This window comes from Capnocytophaga sp. oral taxon 864 (assembly GCF_002998835.1).
Taxonomy (GTDB): domain Bacteria; phylum Bacteroidota; class Bacteroidia; order Flavobacteriales; family Flavobacteriaceae; genus Capnocytophaga; species Capnocytophaga ochracea.
In genome coordinates, this window is sequence record NZ_CP027232.1 from 604651 (window position 1) to 612500 (window position 7850).

Genomic DNA, 7850 nt, shown 5'->3' on the forward strand with positions numbered 1-7850 from the left:
TAAAATGGAAATATTAATCATTAATTCAGGGAGTTCATCTCTCAAATATCAGCTTATCGACTCTAAAACAGGAGAATCGAAAGTAAAAGGAATTGTAGACCGCATCAATATTGACGGTAGCTACGTGAAATATGTGGCTGTAAAAAACGGCAAAGAGATAGAAGTGAAGAAAGAACAACCTATTCCTACTCACGAAGTGGGTATGAATTTGGTAGCTGAACTTCTCACAGACCCTGAAGTGGGCGTTATCCACAACCCTAGCGATATTAAAGGGGTAGGACACCGCGTAGTACACGGAGGTGAGAAGTTTGTACAACCTACTGTAATTACTGATGAGGTAGTAGCCGAAATCAAACGCCTCATTCCGCTATCACCTTTGCACAACCCAGGACATTTAGAAGGGATACGCGTAGCACAAAAACTCTTTAATAAAGCTACTCACGTAGCCGTTTTTGACACTGCTTTCCACCAAACAATGCCTGCTAAAGCCTTCCGCTATGCCATTCCTAATGAATACTATGAAAAATACGGATTGCGCGCTTATGGATTCCACGGCACTAGTCATAAGTATGTAGATGCACAGGCTCGTAAACACCTTAATAATCAACATATCAAGAACATTACCATTCACTTGGGCAATGGGGCGAGTATGGCTGCTGTAAACGAAAAAGGACAATGTGTAGACACTTCAATGGGACTTACACCACTCGATGGACTTATTATGGGAACGCGCACCGGGCAGATAGATGCCTCAGTAGTTTTCTTTTTGGGGCAAGAACTGGGTATGAGTTATGAAGAAGTGAAAACACTCTTTAACAAGAAGAGTGGTATGCTTGGGCTCACAGGACACTCTGACGCTCGCGATGTGGCAGCTCTATATCGTTCAGGTGATGCCAACGCAGCCCTTTGCTACGAGATGTACGGCTACCGCATTCAGAAGTTTATAGGAGCTTATACAGCAGCACTTAATGGTTTGGATAGCATTGTATTTACCGCAGGTTTGGGCGAAAACGATGCTCTTACACGTTCATTTGCTTGTAAGCACTTAGATTTCTTTGGTATCAAGCTCGATGAGAAGAAAAACGAAGAGCTCAATCATCCTACTAAACCCGTAGAGATTCAAGCTGCTGATAGCCGCGTGAAGATACTTATCATCCCTACTAATGAAGAATTGCAAATAGTAAATGAGATAGTAGATTTGGTAAAATAACAAATTATTAGACTATACACTTTGCCAAAGGAACGAGTCGCATAGGCAATTCGTATCTTTGGCAAAGTTTTTTAAAACAACTTTCAGTAATGAAAAACTTATATAACGAAGTCGATAAAAACGAAATACTACATCGTTTAGAAAATTTAAAAGTAGATGCTGAGCGTCAATGGGGAAAAATGAACATTGTACAGATGTTAGCTCATTTGAACGCCTCTATAGAAACACCCTTAGGTAAGAACTTTCCGAAGAGAATGTTCATTGGTAGAATCATAGGAAAATTGATGAAGAAAAAGTTTCTAAACGACCAACCAATGGCAAAAAACGCTCCAACCGATAAAATGTATGTTGTTACCAATATTTCTATTGATGATTTTGACAAGGAAAAGCAAAAAACTAAAGAGCTCATCACCCTTTTCTACACCAACGGAAAAGAAAAATGTAGCACTCACCCACATTCTTTTTTTGGGAAACTCTCTCCTGACGAATGGGGTATTCTTCAATGGAAACACTTCGACCACCACTTGAGACAGTTTGGAGTATAAAATCAATTATATAGAAACTCAAATTATGCCAAAATATGTTTTTTATACTAATGAAGAATATATAACATAAGGTAGAAAAATAGGAATTGGTTTTTGAGGAAGAAGTTATAGCAATACTTTTTTCCATCGAATGTATTTGTAATTTAAAAATAATAATTACTTTTGCATTCTGATAAGTAATGATACACTATCACTGAACTATAAAATAATTTAATTACTAAAAACCTTTGGTTGCTGAAAATGAACATCTTATTTTTAAGTTATTTTCACTCTGCACGTACTCATTCCTTGCAAATTAAGTTTAAGGCAAAGAGCCTTTCACCGCTTCGTATTTGAATCAGGTGTAATTAGGTAATATGGATAGATAGCCAAGATGTTATCTGAATATTTTTTTACTAAAAAATTACTCATTATTTAAGTTACACTGTACAAATGAAAAATAAATATATCGACCTAATTGACCAAACCTATTACTTCCCACAAGACGAATTTACCTTAGATGGCGATGAACTTCGCTTTCACAATATCGATTTAATGGAGCTCGTACGCAAGTATGGAGCACCGCTTAAATTTATGTATCTTCCGAAAATATCCGAGAATATTCAGCGCGCCAAAAGATGGTTTGAAAAGGCTATCAAGAAGCACAAGTACAAAGGAGCATACAACTATTGTTATTGCACTAAAAGTTCGCATTTCAAACACGTAATGGTAGAAGCATTGAAGAACGATATTCATATGGAAACCTCTTCAGCTTTTGATATCAATATCATCAATAATCTTATCAATGACGGACTTATTAGTAAAGAGACTCACATTCTATGCAACGGTTTCAAGCGCGATGCTTATATCGATGGCATAGCTGACCTTATCAATCGTGGCTACCACAACTGTATTCCTATCATTGATAACTATGAGGAAATTAATTTATTTGAAGAAAAAATAAAAGGTTCATACAGTATAGGTATTCGTATTGCTTCTGAAGAAGACCCTCGTTCAGAATTTTATACCAGTCGTTTAGGAATTGGTTATAAAAACATTGTTCCTTTCTACAACCGTGAGATTAAGGACAACCCTAAAGTACAACTCAAAATGTTGCACTTTTTTATCAATACGGGGATTAAAGACAATGCCTACTATTGGAATGAGCTCCTCAAGTGTTTGCGTGTGTATATCCAACTCAAAAAGGTTGCGCCTGAACTCGACAGCCTTAATATAGGCGGTGGTTTTCCTATCAAGAGCTCGTTGGCTTTTGAATTCGATTATGCTTATATGGTAGACGAGATCATACGTCAGATAAAAATCACTTGTGACCAAGAAAAAGTGCCTGTACCGAATATCTTTACTGAATTTGGTAGTTTTACAGTAGGTGAAGCTGGGGGGGCTATTTATGAGATAATGTATCAAAAGCAACAAAACGATCGTGAAAAATGGGATATGATAAACTCCTCTTTCATTACTACCTTACCTGACTCTTGGGCTATCAACAAGCGTTTTGTACTATTGCCTATTAACCGTTGGAACGATGAATACGAACGCGTATTGCTCGGTGGACTCACTTGTGATGGTGACGATTATTACAACAGCGAACAGAATATGAACGCTATCTATTTACCAAAATACAACAAAAATAAGCCACTGTATATAGGTTTCTTCAACACAGGGGCTTATCAGGATAGTATTGGAGGAGTAGGAGGCTTACAACACTGTTTGATTCCACAACCTAAAATTGTACTTATTGATAAAGATAAAAATGGTAACCTTACCTCTCGTCTCTTTATGGAACAACAAAAAGCTGACGAAATGCTAAAGATTTTAGGATACTAAATGCAGCATATACTTTGCAAAGTCTTACGACTTTGACAAAGTATTTCTAATAATACCTAAACATTTAATTCCTAATTCTTAAAATCTAATATCTAACAAAATGAAATACATAATATTATTTTTCTTATCAATCACTACTTTATGGGCACAAGATACCACTTCCACTAAGAAGCATTACTATAAAATGTGGATAAAACCTTCTTTAAGTATCAATTATCTATCAATAGATATAGAAGATGAACCATTAAATCCTACTTTGAAAAATAAGTCGTTATTGCCCAACTACCCACTTACGGTTGGGTTAGGATTTGGTATCCACAATACTTATATTAACCTTGATTATGCTCAGAGCGTTGCCCCTTTGCGCAATGAGAGTAAATACGGGAAAACAAGATATTTTGATTTTCAGTTACATTCATTTGTAAGTCAAAAGATTTTACTTGATTTCTATTATCAAAGTTATAAGGGTTTTTACTATGAAGAAGGCAAGAATAATATTCAGATATTGGCAGATACTCGTATACAACAAATAGGTTCTGAAATGTTATATTTCTTCAACTTGAAAAACTTTTCAGTAAAGAATATTTTCAACCCCGATGGAGACCCTTTGCGACCTACTTTCAGTTGGTACGCAGGAGCTGGAATCTATTATCACAAAGTAGCAATTCCTGCTATTTCACTTGATGAGGATACTTTTAGACATATACAAGGAGGCTTCAGTGGAGGCGTTTCGGGAGGTATCGAAATATTGCCTCGCCTTACCTTTACAGCTTTAGCGGGTATGGGATTCTATTTTGGAGGTGAAGTTAATCCACTAAGCAAAATGAAGTTTAATCAGTACGTAAACTTTAGGCTTAATACTTCATTATCTTATACACAAAAAGACTGGTCACTTGCCTTTTCAATTCTTTACAACAACAAGAATTTGTACTTTAAAGATGTTGATTTACTGGGCATTAATACTGCGAATTTTAAACTTACATACATAAAACAAATCAAATTCTTTACTCGTCGCAGTAACAAAGTAACTCGTTATTTAGGAATGTAAAATTTAAGAGTAGAAGATTATCTTCTTCTTTTCACATTTTTTATAGTATCATCTATCACTCTGTCATAGATTTTACTCTTACCTAAATATTCCTTTTGATAAGTAGTTAAATGTTGTATTAGTGCTTCTTTCTCTTGTTTATTATTAGAAGATTTTAAAAACAATCTATATTCTGACATAACCTTATAATACGCCAATTCATAAGAAGGTATATAACCATTTTCACTATATATTGCTACTAAGTTTAATACCTTTTCAAATTGTAATCCGTCAAAAGCCTGCTTCAAAGTAGTTAACTGATGTTGTTTTGCTTTTTGAGAGCGGATACTTAAAAATATTTCTTGAGTATCAGGATATGATTTCAATGAATCACTCAATAATTTTATCCCACTTAAATCTGCCGCCCTTTTATCAATATGAGAGAGATAATAAGCTATTTGTTCTCTTATTCTCATCACTCTATTGAAGTCGAACTCAGCAATGTGTTCTTCATAATCTTTGGTAATTAAATCGTACTCTGTTTGAATTAACAAATATAATGAATCTAAGTCCTTATAAATCTCTCTTGTCTTTTGTGCGTCTACTTCCCAAAAGTAAAATATACATAAATATAATAAAACTCGTTTCATAATCTTTATTGTTGTTTGATTAATGTCCTTGAATAATATCTGCATATTTATTCCAAGCTCTAGCTATCCTATATTTTTCTACAAATTCAATAGGCACATAAATAGCTCTCAATTTCTCATCATTATATGCCAAATAACTTCCAATATATGTAAACATTTACTGGGAAAAGTCACTGAACGCAAATGCTCACAATCGTCAAGAGCAAAATCACTAATAAAAAAGTTAAGATGTTCTGGAAAAATAATATAAATGAGCTTATTGCAACCATAAAATACATCTCTTCCTATAGAACTCACTTTATTAAGTATTGGGTCAGCAGACATATTGATAGACTCTACCTCAGTATCAAGCCATTTCTTCAGAATAGTATCATCTTTTGTAACTACAAAATCATACCTATGAGAAGTGCTATCCTCAGAAGTATGTTCAGCTATGGGTTGATATGCTCTAACTAAAGGCGGTTGTAAAATAGATGAAGAAAAGGTTGATGCATTGAAAAAATTTACTCTCTTTTTAGGATCTTCTCCGTATTCATTTTTTCCCAATACACCTTCTGAAAAAAGTAAAAAGAAAGGATTATAGAAAGGTAAAAGCACATACCAGCCGCTTTGCCCCAAGTCGTGTGAACGTTTCACTGATTGAGTTAAAATAAACCAAAACAATAATGTAAAGAATAAAAACTTTATTACTATTCCTAAAGTTACTACGGCATCTATTACACCCAAAAATATAAGAGCAAAATAACCTATAATAATAGATAGTCCAAACTCTGTACGCCTAATACGTCCTTCAAAAAGAAAGATATTCTTAAACATATATCACTAATTTTATAATTACCTTATCTTTCTTATTCCTAACTTTATAGTTATTATTGCTGAATAGCATTTAAATACTCACAAGCTTTAGGACTATTATTCCTACACCCCTTCTCAAACCAGTAAATAGCCCTTTTTTGTGATTTATCCACACCAGTACCGGCATAATAGCAAAATCCTAAAATAGTTTGAGCTTCCTTGTCTCCTTGGTTAGCTGCTTTTTCAAACCAAAAGATAGCCTTAGTATACGACTGAGGTATTCCCTGCCCCTTGAAATAATAAGAACCTAAATTGCGTTGTGCCTCAACATCACCTTGATTAGCAGCTTTCTCATACCAAAGTACCGCATCACTATCTGATTGTGCCACTCCTAAACCTTTGTAGTAACAATATCCTAAAAAACTCTGTGCCTCTGCAAAATCTTGATCAGCTGCTTTCTGAAACCACAATACAGCTTGCTCATCCGATTGCTTTACTCCTTGCCCTTTGTGATAGCACACACCTAATTTCGATTGAGCCTCAGCATACCCCTGTTCAGCTGCTTTTTGAAACCAATAAGCTGCTTTTTCATAAGACTGTACAACTCCTTTCCGATAGTAATAACAAAGTCCTAATTTCGTCTGTGATTTTACATCACCCTGTTCTGCTGCTTTTTCATACCAAGCAACAGCTTTAGGAAAAGACTGAGGTACTCCAATACCTTTTTCATAATTAGTTGCCAAACGCACTTGAGCTTCCATATCACCCTTTGTGGCCTTCTCTATCAAAGTCTTAAAATCTTCTCGTTGAGCATAACTCATACCAAATAAAAATAGCAAGTATACAAACAAAACTTTAAAGAAAAGTTTATTCAGTTTTTTTAATACTTTTGAGTTGAATATTATATTCATATGTCAGCGAATTAAAAGTTAATAATAATGTAATGAAGTAGTCAGTTTTATATTATATTCGATGGCAAAGATAAAACATTATTTTATACAAAACAAGTTTTTTTTGATTATTTCTTACACACCTCTTTCACTATTAATTTGAAAATAGCTAATGTATATATATTACAAAAACATAACATATAAAATAAAGGAATCTTTTTAGTATATTTTATCTTTATTAAATACTCACTCATTCTTCGTCTTAAGTTCGTCTTTCCTTCGTTCATTGTTCGTCTTTCCTTCGTCTTAGCTTCGCTCTTCCTTCGAATAGACCCTGATTTTCAAGTATATTACCTACCTCACAAGCTTTCTTTCCCTACTCAATCAAAAACTTTTCACTCTTAACTTTTTACATATTCTTTGTATAACAATTGTTCAAAATTCATATAAGGTTCATATAAGCTAAGCTTTTTTGCAATATACAGCTTGTTAATTCTCCTACTTTCTCCAACTCGTCCTTCCCCCTTCCAAACAGTCCCACAACTTCAAACAACAAAAAAAGAGCAATTCTGATAAAGAATTGCTCTTTATAAGAAGGCGGCGACATACTCTCCCACAACAAGTGTAGTACCATCTGCGCTAAAAGGTTTAACTGCTCTGTTCGGAATGGTAAGAGGTGAGACCTTTGACTATAACCACCTTAAATCGTTTTAGGTAAGAGGTAAGAGGTAAAAGATAAGAGCTTTTTTTAAACTACTTTTTGTATCTTAACTTAAATACCTATTCCTAATTATATTTTTAACATATAGGGATAAAAAACATATTTTTAACTAACAACTTCTTAAGAGATTGATAATTGATAAAACATAAGTAGTATTACACTTTCTTATCTCTTATCTCTTAACTCTT

Annotated in this window: 7 protein-coding genes and 1 rRNA gene; 4 read left to right on the forward strand and 4 right to left on the reverse strand. The window is 34.2% G+C overall.

Annotation, left to right across the window (positions count from 1 at the left end; genetic code table 11):
* Window positions 1-4: 4 nt before the first annotated feature.
* The 4 genes from C3V44_RS02820 (at window position 5) to C3V44_RS02835 (ending at window position 4627) form a co-directional block, all read left to right on the forward strand.
* Complete coding sequence (locus tag C3V44_RS02820) at window positions 5-1210, forward strand: acetate/propionate family kinase (protein ID WP_009420288.1); 1206 nt, start codon at window positions 5-7, stop codon at window positions 1208-1210.
* Between the two features lie 89 nt (window positions 1211-1299).
* The gene (locus C3V44_RS02825) at window positions 1300-1755 is read left to right on the forward strand and encodes a DUF1569 domain-containing protein (protein WP_106095452.1); all 456 of its coding nucleotides are present in this window, start codon (window positions 1300-1302) and stop codon (window positions 1753-1755) included.
* A 432-nt stretch (window positions 1756-2187) separates the two neighbouring features.
* Window positions 2188-3579 (forward strand): decarboxylase, encoded by a 1392-nt coding sequence (locus C3V44_RS02830; protein WP_009422080.1) that lies wholly within the window; start codon window positions 2188-2190, stop codon window positions 3577-3579.
* A 100-nt stretch (window positions 3580-3679) separates the two neighbouring features.
* Window positions 3680-4627, forward strand: coding sequence for a DUF4421 family protein (locus tag C3V44_RS02835; protein ID WP_106095453.1), 948 nt, complete (start codon window positions 3680-3682; stop codon window positions 4625-4627).
* A gap of 17 nt (window positions 4628-4644) precedes the next feature.
* On the opposite strand, the gene C3V44_RS02840 is transcribed toward C3V44_RS02835, so the two are convergent.
* From C3V44_RS02840 to rrf, 4 genes are all read right to left on the reverse strand, one after another.
* Window positions 4645-5301 carry a hypothetical protein gene (locus C3V44_RS02840; RefSeq protein WP_106095454.1) on the reverse strand — a complete coding sequence of 219 codons (657 nt, stop codon included), beginning with the start codon at window positions 5299-5301 and terminating at the stop codon, window positions 4645-4647.
* A gap of 63 nt (window positions 5302-5364) precedes the next feature.
* Window positions 5365-6072 carry a DUF805 domain-containing protein gene (locus C3V44_RS02845; protein WP_254425456.1) on the reverse strand — a complete coding sequence of 236 codons (708 nt, stop codon included), beginning with the start codon at window positions 6070-6072 and terminating at the stop codon, window positions 5365-5367.
* Window positions 6073-6125: 53 nt separating this feature from the next.
* Complete coding sequence (locus C3V44_RS02850) at window positions 6126-6962, reverse strand: tetratricopeptide repeat protein (RefSeq protein WP_106095455.1); 837 nt, start codon at window positions 6960-6962, stop codon at window positions 6126-6128.
* Window positions 6963-7533: 571 nt separating this feature from the next.
* Window positions 7534-7644 (reverse strand): 5S ribosomal RNA (gene rrf / locus C3V44_RS02855).
* Window positions 7645-7850: the final 206 nt, after the last annotated feature.

Bases quoted from the DNA above. Each gene is read 5' to 3' on its own strand.
- C3V44_RS02830 (WP_009422080.1), top strand. From the start codon at position 2,188: ATGAAAAATAAATATATCGACCTAATTGACCAAACCTATTACTTCCCA.
- C3V44_RS02820 (WP_009420288.1), top strand. From the start codon at position 5: ATGGAAATATTAATCATTAATTCAGGGAGTTCATCTCTCAAATATCAG.
- C3V44_RS02850 (WP_106095455.1), bottom strand. From the start codon at position 6,962: ATGAATATAATATTCAACTCAAAAGTATTAAAAAAACTGAATAAACTT.
- C3V44_RS02835 (WP_106095453.1), top strand. From the start codon at position 3,680: ATGAAATACATAATATTATTTTTCTTATCAATCACTACTTTATGGGCA.
- C3V44_RS02825 (WP_106095452.1), top strand. From the start codon at position 1,300: ATGAAAAACTTATATAACGAAGTCGATAAAAACGAAATACTACATCGT.
- C3V44_RS02845 (WP_254425456.1), bottom strand. From the start codon at position 6,072: ATGTTTAAGAATATCTTTCTTTTTGAAGGACGTATTAGGCGTACAGAG.
- C3V44_RS02840 (WP_106095454.1), bottom strand. From the start codon at position 5,301: ATGCAGATATTATTCAAGGACATTAATCAAACAACAATAAAGATTATG.